The 17,299-nt window shown below is 63.8% G+C and carries 16 protein-coding genes; 12 read left to right on the top strand and 4 right to left on the bottom strand.

From position 1 onward, the window contains the following. Positions 1–104 precede the first annotated feature (104 nt). The 3 genes from AC5ZGW_RS25345 to cysD form a co-directional block, all read right to left on the bottom strand. A complete protein-coding gene (locus tag AC5ZGW_RS25345; RefSeq protein ID WP_130228909.1) occupies positions 105–2,267 on the bottom strand; it encodes a malate synthase G in 2,163 nt (720 codons plus the stop codon). Between the two features lie 377 nt (positions 2,268–2,644). After that, the gene (gene cysC, locus AC5ZGW_RS25340) at positions 2,645–4,561 is read right to left on the bottom strand and encodes an adenylyl-sulfate kinase (protein ID WP_130228908.1); all 1,917 of its coding nucleotides are present in this window, start codon (positions 4,559–4,561) and stop codon (positions 2,645–2,647) included. Positions 4,562–4,584: 23 nt separating this feature from the next. After that, positions 4,585–5,493, bottom strand: coding sequence for a sulfate adenylyltransferase subunit CysD (gene cysD / locus AC5ZGW_RS25335; protein ID WP_245474983.1), 909 nt, complete (start codon positions 5,491–5,493; stop codon positions 4,585–4,587). Between the two features lie 142 nt (positions 5,494–5,635). On the opposite strand from cysD, the gene cysG reads away from it, so the two are divergent. The 12 genes from cysG to AC5ZGW_RS25275 all read left to right on the top strand — a co-directional run bounded on the left by cysG (position 5,636) and on the right by AC5ZGW_RS25275 (position 17,033). After that, positions 5,636–7,063: a siroheme synthase CysG gene (cysG, locus tag AC5ZGW_RS25330; RefSeq protein WP_130228907.1), complete on the top strand. Its 1,428-nt coding sequence runs from the start codon at positions 5,636–5,638 to the stop codon at positions 7,061–7,063. Then, positions 7,060–7,377, top strand: coding sequence for a DUF2849 domain-containing protein (locus AC5ZGW_RS25325; protein ID WP_130228906.1), 318 nt, complete (start codon positions 7,060–7,062; stop codon positions 7,375–7,377). The genes cysG and AC5ZGW_RS25325 overlap by 4 nt, the downstream gene beginning before the upstream one ends. Before the next feature lie 11 nt (positions 7,378–7,388). Next, a complete protein-coding gene (locus tag AC5ZGW_RS25320; RefSeq protein ID WP_028165076.1) occupies positions 7,389–9,044 on the top strand; it encodes a nitrite/sulfite reductase in 1,656 nt (551 codons plus the stop codon). After that, positions 9,031–9,546 carry a DUF934 domain-containing protein gene (locus tag AC5ZGW_RS25315; RefSeq protein WP_130228905.1) on the top strand — a complete coding sequence of 172 codons (516 nt, stop codon included), beginning with the start codon at positions 9,031–9,033 and terminating at the stop codon, positions 9,544–9,546. The genes AC5ZGW_RS25320 and AC5ZGW_RS25315 overlap by 14 nt, the downstream gene beginning before the upstream one ends. Then, positions 9,543–10,274 (top strand): phosphoadenylyl-sulfate reductase, encoded by a 732-nt coding sequence (locus tag AC5ZGW_RS25310; RefSeq protein WP_130228904.1) that lies wholly within the window; start codon positions 9,543–9,545, stop codon positions 10,272–10,274. The genes AC5ZGW_RS25315 and AC5ZGW_RS25310 overlap by 4 nt, the downstream gene beginning before the upstream one ends. A gap of 109 nt (positions 10,275–10,383) precedes the next feature. Continuing rightward, positions 10,384–11,385 (top strand): sulfate ABC transporter substrate-binding protein, encoded by a 1,002-nt coding sequence (locus AC5ZGW_RS25305; RefSeq protein ID WP_130228903.1) that lies wholly within the window; start codon positions 10,384–10,386, stop codon positions 11,383–11,385. A gap of 67 nt (positions 11,386–11,452) precedes the next feature. Further along, positions 11,453–12,259 carry a sulfate ABC transporter permease subunit CysT gene (cysT, locus tag AC5ZGW_RS25300; protein WP_165435475.1) on the top strand — a complete coding sequence of 269 codons (807 nt, stop codon included), beginning with the start codon at positions 11,453–11,455 and terminating at the stop codon, positions 12,257–12,259. A gap of 12 nt (positions 12,260–12,271) precedes the next feature. Then, positions 12,272–13,234 (top strand): sulfate ABC transporter permease subunit CysW, encoded by a 963-nt coding sequence (gene cysW / locus AC5ZGW_RS25295; protein ID WP_130228901.1) that lies wholly within the window; start codon positions 12,272–12,274, stop codon positions 13,232–13,234. Then, on the top strand, positions 13,224–14,273 hold the full coding sequence (locus tag AC5ZGW_RS25290; RefSeq protein ID WP_130228900.1) for a sulfate/molybdate ABC transporter ATP-binding protein: 1,050 nt from the start codon (positions 13,224–13,226) through the stop codon (positions 14,271–14,273). Before cysW ends, AC5ZGW_RS25290 begins: the two co-directional genes overlap by 11 nt. Positions 14,274–14,471: 198 nt before the next feature. Then, a complete protein-coding gene (locus tag AC5ZGW_RS25285; protein WP_130228899.1) occupies positions 14,472–14,969 on the top strand; it encodes a CAP domain-containing protein in 498 nt (165 codons plus the stop codon). 95 nt (positions 14,970–15,064) lie between these two features. Further along, positions 15,065–16,237 (top strand): DUF3734 domain-containing protein, encoded by a 1,173-nt coding sequence (locus tag AC5ZGW_RS25280; RefSeq protein ID WP_028165083.1) that lies wholly within the window; start codon positions 15,065–15,067, stop codon positions 16,235–16,237. Positions 16,238–16,244: 7 nt separating this feature from the next. Beyond that, positions 16,245–17,033, top strand: a complete 789-nt coding sequence (locus AC5ZGW_RS25275; protein WP_130228898.1) for a 3-hydroxybutyrate dehydrogenase — start codon at positions 16,245–16,247, stop codon at positions 17,031–17,033. 71 nt (positions 17,034–17,104) lie between these two features. Here AC5ZGW_RS25275 and AC5ZGW_RS25270 read toward each other — a convergent pair. Then, on the bottom strand, positions 17,105–17,299 hold a 195-nt coding region (locus AC5ZGW_RS25270; protein WP_496113975.1), incomplete at its 5' end, for a hypothetical protein.

Genomic DNA, 17,299 nt, shown 5'->3' with positions numbered 1-17,299 from the left:
TGCCATCTCTCCGATGCTTCAGTTAATGGCGTTGAAACGGATTTGATGCCGCACGGGTTCCCTGAAATCGTGCGGCATCGTGACGTGCAACCTTGTGAGTCAGATCAGCCGGCGGCCTTCGCTTCGCGGCGGCGGGCAGTGAGGATGAATTCGGTGTAGCCGTTCGGCTGCTCGCGGCCCTTGAAGATCAGGTCGCAGGCGGCCTTGAAGGCGACGCCGTCGAAGGAGGGCGCCATCGGCCTGTAGAGCGGATCGCCCTTGTTCTGGCCGTCCACGACCACAGCCATGCGCTTCAGCGACTCCATCACCTGATCCCTGGTGATGACGCCCTGGTGCAGCCAGTTCGCCAGATGCTGGCTGGAGATGCGCAAGGTGGCGCGATCTTCCATCAGGCCTACGTCGTGAATGTCCGGCACCTTGGAGCAGCCGACGCCCTGGTCGATCCAGCGCACGACATAGCCCAGGATGCCCTGGCAGTTGTTGTCGATCTCCTGCTTGACGTCATCCGGCGCCCAGTTCGACTGCGACACCGGAATGGTGAGGATGTCGGAGAGCTTCGCGCGCGGCCCGCCTTTGGCCAGCTCCTGCTGGCGCGCGATCACGTTGACCTGGTGATAGTGCAGCGCGTGCAGCGTCGCGGCGGTCGGCGAGGGCACCCAGGCGGTGGTGGCGCCGGCCTGCGGATGGCCGATCTTCTGCGCCAGCATGTCGGCCATCTTGTCGGGCGCGGCCCACATGCCCTTGCCGATCTGCGCATGGCCGGGCAGGCCGTCGACGAGGCCGGTGTCGACATTCCAGTCCTCATAGGCCTTGATCCAGGGCTGCGCCTTCATGTCGTTCTTGCGGATCATCGGACCCGCTTCCATCGAGGTGTGGATCTCGTCGCCGGTGCGGTCGAGGAAGCCGGTGTTGATGAACATCACGCGCTTGGCCGCATTCTGGATGCAGGCCTTGAGGTTGACGGTGGTGCGGCGCTCCTCGTCCATGATGCCGACCTTGAGTGTGTTCTCCGGCAGCGCGAGCAGCTTCTCGACCTCACCGAACAATTCGCAGGTCAGTGCGATTTCATCGGGACCGTGCATCTTCGGCTTGACGATATAAACCGACCCGGTGCGGCTGTTCTTGATCTTCGACTTGCCCTTGAGATCATGGATAGCGAGCAGGCCGGAGACAGCGGCATCGAGGATCCCTTCCGGAATTTCCTCGCCCTTTGCATCGAGCACGGCGTCGGTGAACATGTGATGGCCGACATTGCGCATCAGAAGCAGGCTGCGGCCGTGCAGCGTGAGATCCTTGCCGTCGGGCGTCTTGTAGACGCGGTCGGCATTGAGCGAGCGCGTCAACGTCTTGCCGCCCTTCTCGAAATCGGCCGATAGCGTGCCGGTCATCAGACCAAGCGTGTTGCGATAGACCAGCACCTTGTCCTCGGCATCGACAGCCGCGACGCTGTCTTCCATGTCGAGGATGGTGGAGACCGCCGCCTCCAGGATCATGTCGGCGACCCCGGCCGGATCGTCCTTGCCGATCGGATGATTGCGGTCGATCGTGACGTCGATGTGCAGGCCGTTGTTGACGAGCAGCACGGCGCTCGGCGCGGCCGCATCGCCCTGATAGCCCGCGAACTGCGCGGCTGACTTCAGTGCGGTGGTGCTGCCGTTCTTCAGCTTCACCGCGAGCTTGCCGCCGCTGACGCTGTAGGAGGTGACGTCGGCATGGCTTCCGGTCGCGAGCGGCGCGGCCGAATCCAGGAACGCCTTGGCCTTCGCGATCACCTTGTCGCCGCGCGCCTTGTTGTAGCCCCGGCCAGCTTCGCTCGGGTCGTGTGGGATCGCGTCGGTGCCGTAGAAGGCGTCATAGAGGCTGCCCCAGCGCGCATTCGCCGCATTCAGCGCATAGCGCGCATTGGTCAGGGGCACCACGAGCTGCGGACCGCAGATCTTGCCGATCTCTTCGTCGACATTGGCGGTCTCGACCTGCCTGGTCGGCGGCTCCGGGAGCAGATAGCCGATTTCCTTCAGGAAAGCGGTATAGGCGTCGATGTCGAACGCCTTGCCCTTGTGCGCACGGTGCCAATCGTCGATCTTGGCCTGCAGCGTGTCGCGGAAGGCAAGCAATTCGCGGTTTTTCGGCCCCAGTTTTGCGATGATGGCGGCAAGCCCGGCCCAGAAGGCGTCGGGCGCGATCCCGGTATTGGGGGTCGCCTCCTTGGCGATGAAATCGAACAGGACAGGGGCGATCTTCAATCCGTGGGCTTCGACACGCGTCATGTTGGGCTTTCTAAGAGAAATGGCGGCTACGTACTGTTTTCGGAACGAAAACAGCAAAAAACACGCCAAAAGGCGGGCGGTTCAACGCCCTTTTAACGCTAAAGCCGCGGCCATGAGAAGGCCCCCTGCGGGGCTTGGTGTCCTACCAAAGGAGCGGGCCAGGCCGCCTAAAACATGATGCGATGGGATGGGTAGGCGTCGCGTCGCAGGTGCCCACCCCGACGGGGAGAGGTCGATTTGCGCAGCAAATCGGGTGAGGGGCCGCAGCTCTAACGAGGGACCGTAACCCCTCACCCGGCGCTTCGCGCCGACCTCTCCCGTTGGGAGAGGTCGGAGTTTGTGGTCACCACCGAATACAAGCAATAAAGCATCCCGCTCTAAATATTCGCGGCGAGGTCGGCGACTTCCTCGAACAGGATGCCGGTCTGGGCCAGCATCCTTTCGATCTCGTCGACGGCGTCGGCGACTGTCCGGCGCGAGGTATCGATCGTCAGTTCGTTGCCCGCCGGCGGCTCGTAATCATTGGTGATGCCGGTGAAGGAGGGCAGGCCGCCGGCGCGGGCCTTGGCGTAATGGCCCTTGGGATCGCGACTTTCGCAGATTTCCGCAGGCGTCGCGACATAGATCTCGCGGAACGCGCTGTCGGCGATGCGGCGCGCCGCAGCTCGGTCGGAGGCTGCGGGTGAGACCGCGGCGACGATCGCGATATGGCCGTTGCGCGCAAGATGCGTGGCGATCTCCGCGAGACGGCGGATATTTTCGCTGCGATCGGCGTGCGAGAAGCCGAGATCGCTGTTGAGGCCGGCCCGCAAGGTGTCGCCGTCGAGCAGGATCGGCGAGCCGCCGTTGGTGAACAGCCGCCGCTCCAGCGCGAGCGCCAATGTCGATTTGCCGGAACCGGGCAACCCCGTGAACCAGAGCACGGCGCCGCCGTGACGATAGCGGGCCGACCGCTCGTCGGCGCGCAAGGCGGACTCAACCGGCACGATATCGACCGGCACAGCGCGCTGGCCGGCATCGACCGACAGCACGAGGCCGCCGCCGGCGATGCGCCCGTTCACCTCGATCACCAGCCGCCCGGTCCGCGGGCTTTCGCTGTAAGGATCGGCGGCAATCGGCTGCGCCAGCGAGATGTCGATCTCGCCGACATGGTTGCGCGCGATCGAATTGGTTTCCTCGTTGGAGAGCGCGCCGGGATCGACCGCCTTGTCGATCGCGACCACGCTGGCGCGGGTCTCGCGGGTGCCGAGCCGGATCAGGATCTGGTCGCCCTTCGACAATGGCTTGTCGTGCAGCCAGAAGATCCGGGCATGGATGCGGCGGGTGTCGCGCGGGCTCGCGCCGACATGGCCGATGACGTCGCCGCGCTCGATGAAGAGTTCGCGATCGAGCGTGATGCCGACCGAGCGGCCGGCCGTTTGCGGCCCTTGAAGCGGCGTGACCGGCCAGCTCTCGACCGTCTTGATCATGGCGATCTTGCCGGCCGGCATGATCACGATCTCGTCGCCGGCCTTCAGGCTGCCGGATTCGATGCGGCCGGCGACGATGCGGCGGTCGTCGAATTTGTAGATCGCCTGCACCGGCAGCCGCAGCGGCAGGGTTTCCGCCGGCCGTGCTGGCTCCAGTTCGTCCAGCGCCTCGACGACACTCGGCCCCTTGTACCAGGCGATCCGCGCCGTGTGCTCGGCGACGCCATCGCCGTCGCGCGCGGAGATCGGGATCACCGCCGATGGCTTCACGCCAAGACCGGTCAGGTGCGCCGATATCTCGTCGCTGATTTCGCCGAAGCGCTCGGCACTGAAATCAACCCGATCCATCTTGTTGACGACGACCGCGACCTGCTTGATGCCGAGCAGATGCAGCAGATAGCCGTGCCGCCGCGTCTGGTCGCGCACGCCCTCCAGGGCGTCGATGATCAGCACGGCGCCGTCGGCCTGCGAGGCGCCGGTGATCATGTTGCGGAGGAATTCGGCGTGGCCGGGCGCGTCGATCAGCACCACGTCGCGCGAGCGGGTGCGGAAGCGGATCTGCGTGGTGTCGATGGTGATGCCCTGGTCGCGCTCGGTCTGCAGCGCATCCAACAGGAACGACCATTCGAACGGCATGCCGCGCCGCGCGCTGACGGCCTTCAGCATTTCGAGCTTGCCGTCGGGCAAGCTGCCGGTCTCGTGCAAGAGGCGGCCGACGAGGGTGGATTTGCCATGATCGACATGGCCGACGATGACGATACGGACTTGCGGACGCGTGGTGCCGTTCGGTGTCGCGGAGATCGCGCTGGGAAGAACCATGTTCATCGAAAACGCCTTAAGCTCGCTTCTCAGAGATAACCGGCGACACGCAGCCGCTCGAACGCATCCTCGGTCTCGTGATCGAGGGCGCGGCCCGCGCGCTCCGGCACCTTGGTGTCTTCGAGCTCGGCCAGGATCTCATCGATGTTTGACGCGGTCGACGCGACGGGGAAGGTGATGTCGGCATCGCCAAGCGAACGATAGCGCTTGCCATCCTTCGCCAGATAAAGCGGGATGATCGGGATGTTCTCGCGTCTTGTATAAGCCCAGATGTCGGCTTCGGTCCAATGCAGGATCGGGTGGATGCGCAAATGCGCGCCCTGCGGCGGGGAGGCGTTGAAATGATCCCAGAACTCCGGCGGCTGGTCGCGCACGTCCCATTCGCCCTCCAGGCCACGCGGCGAGAACACGCGCTCCTTGGCGCGCGTCGCCTCTTCGTCGCGGCGGATGCCGGCGATCAATCCGTCAAAGCCGTGTTTGACCAGCGCGAGCTTCAGGCCCTCAGTCTTGCGTGCAGCGGAGCGCGCCGCGGGCGGCAGCGTGGGATCGACACTATCGATCGGCGGGCAGGGTTCGACGCGGAGGTCGAGATCCCATTCCTTCGCGTAGCGATCGCGGAAGGCATACATCTCCGGAAATTTCTTGCCGGTATCGACATGCATGGCAGGAAAGGGCACGCGGCCGAAGAAGGCCTTGCGCGCGAGCCAGATCATCACGTTGGAGTCCTTGCCCAGCGACCAGAGCAGCGCGAGCTTCTTCAGCCGCGCGAACGCCTCGCGCAGAATGTAGATGCTTTGCGCCTCGAGCTCGTCGAGATGATCCGTGGAAGGCGCTGTCGCGGGTTCTTCGATGAGGATTTTCCGCGGCACCTTTATTCCCTCTTTGGGCTCGGAAGCGCGCAAGCGTGCTTTGCCGGATTCATTGTCGAGAAGATGCATCTCTGTGCCTTGGCCTTTGGAGGCGAAAATTCTATAGTTGCGACGCAATAGAGAAGAAATAAATTTCTCTTTGCGGGCGCTTGCCGACACATATATAGAATAAAATTCCAGTCAACCCATAAGTTGGGGAAGCGAGTGGCGCATGCGGTTCTTGCCGGTGTTCCTGGATCTGCAAACGGGCGTGGTGCTGCTGGTCGGCGCGGGCGATCTCGTGCGCGCGAAGCTGCGTCTGCTCGCGGCCGCCGGCGCGCGCGTCCGCTGGTTTGCGACTGACGGCAATCATGATGTGAGCGGGATCGATGCGACGCGCATCGAACTCGCAACGGGCGATCCACTCGCCGCTGATCTCAGCGGCGTCATCGCGGTGCTCTGCGCGGGCGCCGGCGATGTCGGTGTTGCGCTGGCGGCGCGCGCGAGGGCTGTCGGCTTGCCCGTCAATGTGATGGACGATCTTGAGCATTCCACCTTCATCTTCCCGGCGATCGTCGATCGCGGCGATGTCGTGGTCGCCGTCGGCACCGGCGGCGCCTCGCCGGTGGTGGCGCGCCGCGTGCGCGAGCGGATCGAGGCGGTGCTGCCGGCCCGCATCGGCGATCTCGCATCCTTCATCGGCCAATTCCGCAAATCTATACATGCGCGCATCGGCGAATTCGCGCTGCGTCGCCGCTTCTGGGAGCGCATTGTCGACGGTCCGATCGGCGCGCTGGTGTTGGCCGGTCGGAGAGACGAAGCCGAGAAGGCGTTGCAGCAGATTTCCGATCCCTCCGCCTTTGCCGGCGCGACCGCGCTCGGCAAGGCAAAGGGCCATGTGACGCTGGTCGGTGCCGGACCTGGCGATCCGGATCTCCTCACCATCAAGGCGCTGCGCGCGCTGCAGGACGCCGACGTCGTGTTCTACGACGAATTGGTGTCATCAGAGATTCTTGACCGCGTGCGCCGCGACGCCTCGCGCATTCCGGTCGGCCGCCGCGTCGGCAAGCCCGGCATCGGCCAGGATGCCATCAACAGACTGATGATCGAGGCCGCGAAATCGGGACAGCGCGCGGTGCGGCTGAAGGGCGGCGACCCCTTCATCTTCGGCCGGGGCGGCGAAGAGATCGAAGCGCTGCGCCAGGCAGGCGTCGCCTATTCGGTGATCCCCGGCATCACGGCGGGCTTAGGTGCCGCCGCGCAATTCGAGGCGCCGCTGACCTTCCGCCACGAGGCGCTGCGCATCACCTTCCTCACCGCGCACAAGGCGCGTGACGCCGAGACTATCGACTGGTCGGCGCTAACAGACAAGAAGATGACCGTCGTGGTCTATATGGGCATGACCGCCGCGCCGACGATCCGCGCCGGCCTGTTGGCCGCTGGCCGCTCGCCACAAACGCCGGTCGGCGTGTTCGCGCGGGTGACGCGGCCGGATGCCAAGGCCGCGGTCGGAACGCTCGAACATCTGCCGTCGCTGGTCGAGAAGATCGATGGCGGCCCCGCCATCCTCGTCATCGGCGACGTCGTCTCCCACTCCGCGCCGTGGCGTCAAGCCAATCTCAACCAAGTGATCTCGGACCTTTTGGAAGCTGCCGAATGACCTCTCCGCTTGAACAGAAGAAAATCAGAATTACCGGGCCTTCGGTAGTGACTGCCAACCGCACTCATGACGGCGTGGTGATCTATCGCACCCCGCAGCATGGCTGGTCGTCGCGGCTTGCGGACGCCGCCATCGTGCGCACCTCCGACGATGCGCGGGCGCTGCTTGCCGAAGCGGTGGCCGATGACGTCGGCGCGATCGGTGCCTACATCGCGCCGGTCGAAATCAAGGACAATGGAGAGATTGCGCCCGGCAATCTCCGCGAACATATCCGGTCGGAAGGCCTCACCATCGAGCTTCCGGTTCCGGCTTAAGGTTCTCCCTCATGTACGCATATGACGAACTCGATCGCACGCTCCTTCACGAACGTGTCGAAGAATTCCGCGACCAGGTGAAGCGCCGGCTTTCCGGCGAACTCACCGAGGACGAATTCAAGATTCTGCGATTGCAGAACGGCGTGTACCTGCAGCTTCACGCCTATATGTTCCGCGTCGCGATCCCCTATGGCACGCTGTCAACAAAGCAATTGCGCGCGCTTGCCCATGTCGCGCGCCGCTACGACCGCGGCTACGGACATTTCACGACGCGGCAGAACATCCAGTTCAACTGGATCAAGCTCGCCGAGCTGCCGGACGCGCTCGCCGATCTTGCCGAGGTCGGCATCCACGCCATGCAGACCTCCGGCAACAACATGCGCAACGTCACCTCCGACCAGTGGGCGGGCGTTGCGCCCGGCGAGGTCGAGGATCCCCGCATCTGGTCGGAGCTGCTGCGGCAGCACACGACGTTGCATCCGGAATTCTCGTTCCTGCCGCGCAAGTTCAAGATCGCGATCACCGCGTCCGAACACGATCGCGCCGCGATCAAGATCCACGACATCGGCCTGCGGCTGCACAAGAACGCCGATGGCGAGACCGGCTTCGAGGTGCTGGTCGGCGGCGGGCTCGGCCGCACGCCGTTCATCGCCAAGACCATCAAGCCGTTCGTGCACGGCCGCGACATCCTGAGCTATGTCGAGGCGATCCTGCGCGTCTACAACCAGTACGGCCGCCGCGACAACATCTACAAGGCGCGCATCAAGATCCTCGTGCACGAGCTAGGCATCGAGAAGTTCGGCAAGGAAGTCGAGGAAGAGTGGCAGCAATTGCGCGACAGCGCGCTGACGCTCGATGATGGTGCGATCGAGGAAGTGCGCTCGCGCTTTTCCTATCCGGCCTACGAGAAGCTGCCGCACATGCCCGACGAGTTGAAGCAGGCGGCGCATGATCCGCTGTTCGAGCGCTGGCGCAAGAACTCGGTGTTTCCGCACAAGGTGCAGGGCTATTCGATCGTGACGCTGTCGCTGAAGCCGGTCGGCGGCCCGCCCGGCGACGCCACCGCCGAACAGATGGATGTGATCGCCGATCTCGCCGACCGCTATTCCTTCGGCGAGATCCGCGTCGGCCATGAGCAGAACCTGGCACTGCCGCATGTCGCCAAGCGCGATCTGCCGGCGCTGTGGAAGGCGCTCGACAAGGCCGGGCTCGCGACGCCGAACGTGAACCTGGTCTCCGACATCATCGCCTGCCCAGGGCTCGACTACTGCTCTCTGGCGAATGCGCGCTCGATCCCGATCGCGCAGGAATTGACGCGGCGTTTTGCCAATCACGACACCGCAGGCCTGATCGGCCGGCTGCACATCAATATCTCCGGCTGCATCAACGCCTGCGGCCATCACCATGTCGGCCATATCGGCATCCTCGGTGTCGAGAAGAACGGCGAGGAATTTTATCAGATCACGATCGGCGGCCGCGCCGACGAGGGCGCCGCGCTCGGTACGCTGATCGGCCCTTCGGTGCCCTATGGCGAGGTCGCCGACGTGGTCGAGGACATCGTCGAGGCCTATCTGGCGCTGCGCTATTCCCCCGATGAACTCTTCATCGACACGGTCAAGCGGCTCGGCGTCGAACCTTTCAAGGAGCGGGTCTATGCCACTCGTTAAGAACGGAAAAATCGCAACCGACATCTACGCCCATGTCGCCGACGGCGCCGAGATCCCGGCTGATGGCGCAATCCTGGTGCCGGCGGCGCGCTTCCTTGACGATCCCGAGGCGCTGCTGCGCCGGCCCGGCAAGGTCGGCGTGGTCTGGCCGAACAACCGCGATCTCGACGAGCTCGTGCCCTATCTCGACCGGCTCGCCGCGGTCGCGCTGGTATTTCCGTCGTTCCGCGACGGCCGCGCCTATAGCCAGGCGCGGCTGCTTCGTGAGCGCTATCGCTTCCAGGGCGAATTGCGCGCCACCGGCCAGGTGCTGCGCGACCAGTTCGTGTTCATGCTGCGCGCCGGCTTCGATGCGCTCGACGTGAAGAAGGAAAAGGATGCGGATGCCTTCGCGGAGACGGTGAAACGCTACACCGTATTCTACCAGCCGACCGGCGACGGCCGCACCACCGCGCTGAGCCGCCGCACGCAATTGCGTCATTCCGAAAGCGCCAGCCCATGAACGCGCTGGCGCCAGAGATGTCGATCGAGGCGCTGTCGGCGCTGCCGTCGGTACAGGAGCTCAATCGCGTCCTGCGCGCGGCGACGCCGTTCGAGGTCATCGAGTCCGCGCTGAAGACGGTCGGCCGCGAGCGCCTTGCGCTGGTCTCGTCCTTCGGCACGGAATCGGCGGCGCTGCTCAAGGTGATGGCCGATGTCGATCCGGCCATCCCCGTGATCTTTCTCGATACCGGGTGGCTGTTCGCGGAAACGCTCACCTATCGCGACACGCTGATCGACACGCTTGGTCTGACCGATGTTCGCTCGATCAAGCCGCTCGAGGAGACGCTTCACCGCGAAGATCCCGAGCGCGATCTCTGGTTCTCCGATCCCGACGCCTGCTGCCGCATCCGCAAGGTCGAGCCGCTGACGCGCTCGCTGGCGCCGTTCGCCGCCTGGCTCAACGGGCGCAAGCGCTTTCAGGGCGGCGCCCGCGCCGACATCCCCGTGGTCGAGAAAGACGGCGTGCGCCTGAAATTCAATCCCTTCGCCAACGCGACACGCGAAGAGATCGAGGCGATCTACCGCGACGGCAAGCTGCCGCCGCATCCGCTGATTGCCTCCGGATATATGTCGGTCGGCTGCATGCCCTGCACCAGCCGCACCGCGCCCGATGAGGATGCGCGCGCCGGCCGCTGGCGTGGTCGTGCCAAGACAGAATGCGGCATTCATACGATGAAGACTTCTTAGGACAATGACGCTGCCACGCCGCGAACAATGAAATGCGGTTCCGTTGACTAAAGCGCTCTTCGCCGTGAGTTATGTTCCACGTGCTCCGGTGTTGCTTCATCCGATTTGAATGGAGATAGAGATGGTCCGTCGTATCCTGCCGCTCGTCGCGGGTTTGCTGTGGGCGGGTTCGGCTTTCGCCGCCGATTACTCGCTGCTCAACGTGTCCTACGATCCGACGCGTGAGCTCTATGCTGATTTCAACAAGGCGTTTGTCGCGGCCTATCAGAAGGAGACCGGCAAGAGCGTCGAGATCAAGCAGTCGCATGGCGGCTCCGGCTCGCAGGCGCGCGCCGTGATCGACGGCCTGCAGGCCGACGTGGTCACGCTCGCGCTCGCCTACGACGTCGACGCGGTCGCGGCCAAAGGCCTGATCGCGCCGGACTGGCAGAAGCGTCTGCCGCAGAATGCCGCACCCTACACCTCGACCATCGTGTTCCTGGTGCGCAAGGGCAATCCCAAAGGCATCAAGGATTGGGACGATCTGATCAAGCCAGGCGTTGCCGTCATCACGCCGAACCCGAAGACCTCGGGCGGCGCTCGCTGGAATTATCTCGCCGCCTGGGGCTATGCACAGAAGAAGTTCGGCTCGGCCGACAAGGCCAAGAAGTTCGTCGGCGACCTCTATCAGAACGTCCCGGTGCTCGACACCGGCGCGCGTGGTTCGACCGTCACCTTCGTCGAGCGCGGCGTCGGCGACGTGCTGCTTGCCTGGGAAAACGAGGCGTTTCTGGCGCAGCGCGAGTTCGGCAAGGACAAGTTCGAGATCGTCTCGCCGCCGCTGTCGATCCTCGCCGAGCCGCCACTCGCGGTCGTCGATGCGATCGCGGACAAGAAGGGCACCAAGGCGGTTGCCGAGGCCTATCTGAAGTATTGGTATACCAGGGAAGGCCAGGAAATCGCCGCGCGTAATTCTTACCGTCCGCGCGATCCGGAGATTGCCAAGGAATACGAGAAATCCTTCGCCAAGGTTGAACTTTTCACCATCGACGACGTTTTCGGTGGTTGGACCAAGGCGCAGAAGGAGCACTTCGCCGAGGGCGGCATCTTCGACCAGATCTACAAGAATTGATCTGGCCGGGCCCGTGGGGGCAGAAGCAGGGGGATAGGTGAGCACAGCGGTTGCACGGCGCAGCACTTTGCCGGGGTTCGGTCTCACCATGGGACTGACCCTGACATGGCTCTCCGTTATCGTCCTGATTCCGCTCGCCGGTCTCTTTCTCAAGACGTTTGAGCTGAGCTTCGATCAGTTCTGGGGCATCGTCACCAGCCGCCGCACCCTGAGCGCGCTGAAGATCTCGTTTGGGCTTTCGTTTGCCGCGGCTTGCGTCAATCTGGTGATGGGCACGGTCATCGTCTGGGCGCTGGTGCGCTACCGCTTTCCGGGACGGCGGCTGTTCGATGCGATCGTCGATATCCCCTTCGCGCTGCCGACCGCGGTTGCCGGCGTCGCGCTGACCCAGCTGTTTGCACAGAAGGGCTGGTTGGGGGCGCCGCTTGCCGAACTGGGCATCAAGGTCGCGTTCACGCCGATCGGCATTTTCGTTGCCATGGTCTTCATCGGCATTCCGTTCGTGGTGCGGACGGTGCAGCCGGTGCTGATCGATCTCGATCCGGAGATCGAGGAGGCCGCGGCAAGCCTCGGCGCCAACCGCTGGCACACGGTGTTTCGCGTGATCCTGCCGAGCCTGATCCCGGCGCTCTTGACCGGCTTTGCGCTCGCCTTTGCCCGCGCCGTCGGCGAATATGGCTCGGTCATCTTCATCGCCGGCAATCTGCCGAATGTTTCCGAGATCGCGCCATTGTTGATCGTGATCCGGCTCTCCGAATTCCGTTATGCGGATGCCACCGCAATCGCGGTGGTCATGCTGCTGGCTTCATTCATCATCATCTTCGCGGTCAATCGCCTGCAGCGCTGGGCGCAGACCCGCATTCCCACTCACTAGAGGGCCGGATCGATGTCGCTGCAATCGAACCTGGCTTCCTCCACCACGCAGTTGCGGGCCTATGCCCCGAAGGCCGACCTCAATGTCGCCTCGCCGCCGTCGCAGCGGGAGAAGGCGCGCCCGCACACGGCGGCCTCGAAGCGGGATCTGCGCACCGAGCCCCGGCCGATCCGCTTCCTGATCGTCGGGCTGGCGCTGCTCTTCCTCACCGTATTCGTGGTGCTGCCGCTGGTCGTGGTGTTCGCGTCGGCGTTTTCGCGCGGCATCTCGGCCTATTTCGCGGCGCTCAGCGAGCCGGAGGCGCTCTCGGCGATCCAGTTGACGCTTCTGATCGCGGCGATCTCCGTCAGCCTCAACCTGATCTTCGGCGTGATCGCGGCCTGGGCGATCTCGAAATTCGATTTCGCCGGCAAGACTTTTCTGATCACGCTGATCGACCTGCCGTTCTCGGTCAGTCCCGTGATCTCGGGCCTGGTCTTCGTGCTCTTGTTCGGTGCACAGGGTTTCTTCGGGACCTGGCTGCAGGCGCACAACATCCACATCCTGTTCGCGGTACCCGGCATTGCGCTCGCCACCATCTTCGTGACCTTCCCCTTCGTCGCGCGCGCGCTGATTCCATTGATGCAGGAGCAGGGCACGCAGGAGGAGGAAGCCGCGATCTCGCTGGGCGCGTCAGGATTGCAGACCTTCTTCCGCGTCACCTTGCCCAACATCAAATGGGGCCTGCTCTACGGCGTCCTGCTGTGTAACGCGCGCGCGATGGGCGAGTTCGGCGCGGTGTCGGTGGTCTCGGGCCATATCCGGGGCGAGACCAACACCATGCCGCTGCTGGTCGAAATCCTTTATAATGAATATCAGTTCGTGGCGTCGTTCGCGATCGCGTCGCTGCTTGCGATGCTGGCGTTGATCACGCTGGTCGTGAAGACGATCCTCGAACGGCGTCTGGACGAAGGGCAGATTGTCAGTGACGATTGAAGTCAAGAATATCGTAAAGAAGTTCGGCGATTTCGCAGCGCTCGACACTGTCAGCCTGAAGGTCGGCGACGGCGAGCTGTTGGCGCTGCTCGGGCCATCGGGCTCCGGCAAGACCACGCTGCTGCGGATCATTGCCGGCCTCGACTGGCCCGAGGCGGGCGAAGTCACGATCGACGGCGAGGATGCGCTGGGCCGCGGCGCCAGCGAGCGCCATGTCGGCTTCGTGTTCCAGCACTATGCGCTGTTCCGTCACATGACGGTGTTCGAGAACGTCGCCTTTGGCCTCCGCGTGCAGCCGCGCGCGATCCGCAAGGACGAGAAGGCGATCCGCGCCCGCGTCAAGGAGCTGCTCGATCTGGTGCAGCTCGACTGGCTGTCGGATCGCTATCCAAGCCAGCTATCCGGTGGCCAGCGCCAGCGCATCGCGCTCGCCCGTGCGCTCGCGATCGAGCCGCGCATCCTGTTGCTCGACGAGCCCTTCGGCGCGCTCGATGCCAAGGTGCGCAAGGAGCTCAGGCAATGGCTGCGCTCGCTGCATCAGGAGATCCACGTCACCTCGATCTTCGTCACCCATGACCAGGAAGAGGCGCTCGAGGTCGCCAACCGCGTGGTCGTCATGGACAAAGGCCGCATCGAGCAGATCGGCACCCCTGGCGAGGTTTATGACAATCCGGCGACGGCCTTCGTCCACGGCTTCATCGGCGAATCCATCGTGCTGCCGGTCGATGTCAGCGACGGCGCGGTCCGGCTCGGCGGCAGGCCGCTCAACATCGCCGCCAATGGTGCGGCGCCCGGCGCCTCCAAATTGTTCGTGCGCCGCCATGACATGCAGATCGGCCCGGCGGGAGGCGGATCGCTGGAAGGGGCGGTGCGCCACGTCCGCTCCTTCGGCCCGATCCAGCGTGCCGAGGTCGCACTTGCCGACAGTGAAGGCAAGACCGTGATCGAGATCGATGCGCCGCGCGATCGGGAACTGCAGGCCGGCGAAATCATCTCGCTGGAACCCCGACGCTACCGTATTTTCGCGGCTCACGAATAGCTGCCGTAGCCCGGGTGAAGCGGAGCGCAACCCGGGATTCGCATCCACGCGCGAAAAGGCCCCGGATTACGCTTCGCTCCATCCGGGCTACAGGATCTCGCGGACCGCCATCGCCGCGGCAAAAAAACGCCCCCCGTTCACCATTCAGCCACGGTTGGTATGCAACAACGGCGGACCAACCTTGGGGGAATCCTTTCAGTGAAACGGACGACCGTCGCCCTCTTTGGGCTTCTGGTGCTGGGCGGCTGCGCGGCAGACACTCCACTTCCGGAACAGCCGGCCATGTATGTCAACATGGCTGCACCCGGCGCCGTCCTGGACACCCAGGCCGCCGCGACCATGATCTCGCAATATCGCCAGAACAACGGCCTCGGCGCCGTGGTGGTGGACCCTGCGCTCGTCAAGCTCGCCGAGCAGCAGTCGCAGGCCATGGCGGCGCGCAACAAGATGGACCATGACGTGAAGGCCCCGCTCGGCAAACGGCTGGAAGGCTCCGGCTATCCGGCGACGGTCGCGGTCGAAAACGTGTCCGCCGGCTATCATACGCTGGCGGAAGCGTTTTCCGGCTGGCGCGATTCGCCGCCACACAAGGCCAATATGCTCAAGGGCGGTGTCACAAAATTGGGCATTGCCGCGAGCTATGCGCCGAACACCAAGTACAAGGTGTTCTGGACGCTCATTCTCGCGTCAACCTAACTCTGCGTGATCGTCACGCCAGATCAGGCCGATTGACGCGGTCGCGAACTGCGGCCACGGTGGGCGCCATTATACACCACTGATTGACGGTCACGATGGATACTTCAGATCCTCCGCCCGCCACGACGCCCGCGCAGGCGCAGCGCGTATTGGTCCTGCAGGGCGGCGGCGCCCTTGGCTCATATCAGGCCGGAGCATTTCAGGCGCTCTGTCGCGCCGGCTTCGAGCCTGACTGGGTTGCCGGAATCTCGATCGGCGCCGTCAATGCCGCGATCATCGCCGGCAACGAGCCGGACAAGCAGGTGCCGCGCTTAAAGGAATTCTGGGAGATGGTGTCGCGTCCGGTATCCTGGAATCCGATAGCGCCCGGCGACCGCGCCCGCACTTTGTTCAACGAGACCAGCGCCGCCATCATCGCGACATTCGGCGTGCCGGGCTTCTTTGCGCCGCGGATTCCGCCAGCGCCGTTCTGGCCCATGGGCAGCTCGCAGTCGCAAAGCTATTACGACACTGCGCCCCTGAAGAAGACGCTGGAGCGGCTTGTCGATTTCGACCGCATCAACGACCTCAAGACCCGCCTTTCGGTCGGCGCCGTCGGCGTGACCTCCGGCAATTTCAGGTATTTCGACAATTACGAGTTCAAGAAGCTCGGCAAGAAGATCGGCCCAGAGCACATCATGGCCTCCGGCGCGCTGCCGCCGGGCTTTCCGGCGGTCCTGATCGAAGGCGAGCATTATTGGGATGGCGGTATCGCCTCCAACACCCCGCTCGACTTCGTGCTTGATGAGGAGACCCGCCGCGATCTCCTGATCTTCCAGGTCGATCTGTTCAGCGCCCGCGGACCGTTGCCGAATTCGCTATTGGAGGCGGCCGAGCGTGAAAAGGACATCCGCTTTTCCAGCCGCACGCGGATGAACACCGACAAGAACAGGCAGATCCACAATGCGCGCATGGCGGTGCGTGATCTCATCGGCAAGCTGCCGGATTATCTGAAGAACGATCCCTCCGTTGAATTGCTGCGGCAGGCCTCCAAGGAGAACACCGTCACGGTGGTGCACCTGATCTACCGCAGCAAGAACTACGAGACCTCGTCGAAGGATTACGACTTCTCCCATGTCGCCATGGTCGAGCATTGGGAGGCGGGCGTCCGCGACGTTCATTTGTCGATGCGTCACAAAGAATGGCTAGAACGGCCGCAGTCCGGGGAGACCATGGTGACCTACGATCTCACGGGGGACGTCGATCCGTTCCCCGCAAAGAAGGAGTGAAGCAGATATGGCTACGTTGACAGGCAAGACCGCTGTCGTGACCGGCTCGACCAGCGGCATCGGATTGGCGATTGCGCGTAAATTCGCCAGCGCGGGGGCCAATGTCGTCATCAACGGCATGGGCGTGCCGGCCGATATCGAGCGCGAGCGCTCCGGCATCGAGACCGATTTCAAGGTCAAGGCCGCCTATTCGCCGGCCGACATGACGAAGCCCGCCGAGATCGCCGAAATGATCGCGCTCGGCGAAAAGACCTTCGGCTCGGTCGACATCCTCGTCAACAATGCCGGCATCCAGTTCGTCTCTCCGATCGAGGAATTTCCGATCGAGAAGTGGGATGCGATTATCGCGATCAACCTGTCGTCGGCGTTTCATGGCATCCGCGCCGCGGTGCCGGGGATGAAGAAGCGCGGCTGGGGCCGCATCATCAACACCGCCTCCGCGCATTCGCTGGTCGCCTCGCCCTTCAAGTCGGCCTATGTCTCGGCCAAGCACGGCATCGCGGGCCTCACCAAGACGGTGGCACTCGAGCTTGCGACCTTCAAGATCACCTGCAACTGCATCAGCCCCGGCTATGTCTGGACGCCGCTGGTCGAGCACCAGATTCCGGAGACCATGAAGGCGCGCAATATGACCAAGGAGCAGGTCATCAAGGACGTGCTGCTCGAGGCCCAGCCGACCAAGGAATTCGTCACCGCCGACCAGGTCGGCGCGCTCGCATTGTTCCTCTGCAGCGACGACGCCGCGCAGATCACCGGCTCCAACTACTCCATCGATGGCGGCTGGACCGCGGAGTAGGGCGCTTTGGTTCGGCGCGTACCTGTATGCCCCGCGATGACGGGGCATACAGTATCCGGCGGCCTCTCGGCTCAAGCACAACCGCCTCTGGAATACTGGATCGTCAGGTCAAGCCGGACGATGACAGCGGAGAGCTGTTTGAAATTTGAATCAGAACCCATCCCCGCGTCATTGCGAGCAGCTGGCCGTCTAAAGCGGAATGAAGTTAGCTTGAATCGATTTGGGATTCCCAAATCAGGCGGTTTCTGATTCACCATGCTGGCTGG

Source organism: Bradyrhizobium sp. Crot121, from assembly GCF_059512385.1.
The sequence above is the reverse complement of the archived record's forward strand: the minus strand, read 5'-3'. Positions and strand labels throughout refer to the sequence as shown.

Bases quoted from the DNA above. Each gene is read 5' to 3' on its own strand.
- AC5ZGW_RS25345 (WP_130228909.1), bottom strand. From the start codon at position 2,267: ATGACGCGTGTCGAAGCCCACGGATTGAAGATCGCCCCTGTCCTGTTC.
- cysC (WP_130228908.1), bottom strand. From the start codon at position 4,561: ATGAACATGGTTCTTCCCAGCGCGATCTCCGCGACACCGAACGGCACC.
- cysD (WP_245474983.1), bottom strand. From the start codon at position 5,493: ATGCATCTTCTCGACAATGAATCCGGCAAAGCACGCTTGCGCGCTTCC.
- cysG (WP_130228907.1), top strand. From the start codon at position 5,636: ATGCGGTTCTTGCCGGTGTTCCTGGATCTGCAAACGGGCGTGGTGCTG.
- AC5ZGW_RS25325 (WP_130228906.1), top strand. From the start codon at position 7,060: ATGACCTCTCCGCTTGAACAGAAGAAAATCAGAATTACCGGGCCTTCG.
- AC5ZGW_RS25320 (WP_028165076.1), top strand. From the start codon at position 7,389: ATGTACGCATATGACGAACTCGATCGCACGCTCCTTCACGAACGTGTC.
- AC5ZGW_RS25315 (WP_130228905.1), top strand. From the start codon at position 9,031: ATGCCACTCGTTAAGAACGGAAAAATCGCAACCGACATCTACGCCCAT.
- AC5ZGW_RS25310 (WP_130228904.1), top strand. From the start codon at position 9,543: ATGAACGCGCTGGCGCCAGAGATGTCGATCGAGGCGCTGTCGGCGCTG.
- AC5ZGW_RS25305 (WP_130228903.1), top strand. From the start codon at position 10,384: ATGGAGATAGAGATGGTCCGTCGTATCCTGCCGCTCGTCGCGGGTTTG.
- cysW (WP_130228901.1), top strand. From the start codon at position 12,272: ATGTCGCTGCAATCGAACCTGGCTTCCTCCACCACGCAGTTGCGGGCC.
- AC5ZGW_RS25280 (WP_028165083.1), top strand. From the start codon at position 15,065: ATGGATACTTCAGATCCTCCGCCCGCCACGACGCCCGCGCAGGCGCAG.
- AC5ZGW_RS25275 (WP_130228898.1), top strand. From the start codon at position 16,245: ATGGCTACGTTGACAGGCAAGACCGCTGTCGTGACCGGCTCGACCAGC.